2 protein-coding genes are annotated in these 601 nt (G+C 67.9%); both read right to left on the bottom strand.

Going from position 1 to position 601, the window contains the following annotated elements:
• Window positions 1–243 (bottom strand): hypothetical protein (locus FK530_RS26470; RefSeq protein WP_205124263.1); only part of this gene is annotated, 243 nt, incomplete at its 3' end.
• A 125-nt stretch (window positions 244–368) separates the two neighbouring features.
• A partial coding sequence (locus FK530_RS26110) for a hypothetical protein (RefSeq protein ID WP_205124262.1) occupies window positions 369–601 on the bottom strand: 233 nt, incomplete at its 5' end.

Below are 601 nucleotides of genomic sequence, written 5' to 3'. Positions count from 1 at the left end.
GACCCTGTTGAACGACAGGAACGTCCCCTCCCCGAAGATTGCCTCGGGGAAGAAGTCGAGGATTCCCGGCTGGTGGGGGTGTTCCGTCATGGCAGGCCAGAAGGTCACAGCGGCGAGGGCCAGGAGGAGTGCGACGCAGATCCAGTACCATCGCGGCAACGTGCGGGTGCGGACGACCTGAGGTTCCTCCGCCTTGGTGAGTGTGGACAGGATGTCCTCCCGATGTCGTCTGTCTGGCGTCATTGCCTGGCGTCGTCCGCGTTCGGTGCCCCGCGGGGCGACCCCATGGTAACAGCGTTTCCGTGCACGGGTGGACACCCCTCCACCGCCCGGGCAACCGGTCCCGGGGACAGGTCGCTCCCCGTGCCTCAGTCCGTGCGGGGTGTCACCGGAGCAACACGCACGCGCAACAGCACCCACATCTCGCAGCCCACCGTCACCACCACGCTCACCACCACGGCGATACCGACCAGGCGGGCATCCAGGTCTGCCGCACGTGCACCCAACACCGCGCCTGCGACCACTGCCACCTTCGCCAGGTATCCACCGGCGATCCACGCGACCACGGTGAGGGGAGCTGCTGCGGCCCGGGAGACCGTGA

Origin of the sequence: Tsukamurella conjunctivitidis (assembly GCF_007858475.1) — a bacterium.
In the GTDB taxonomy this organism is placed as follows: domain Bacteria; phylum Actinomycetota; class Actinomycetes; order Mycobacteriales; family Mycobacteriaceae; genus Tsukamurella; species Tsukamurella conjunctivitidis.
This window is presented reverse-complemented; position numbering and strand designations above follow the sequence as displayed.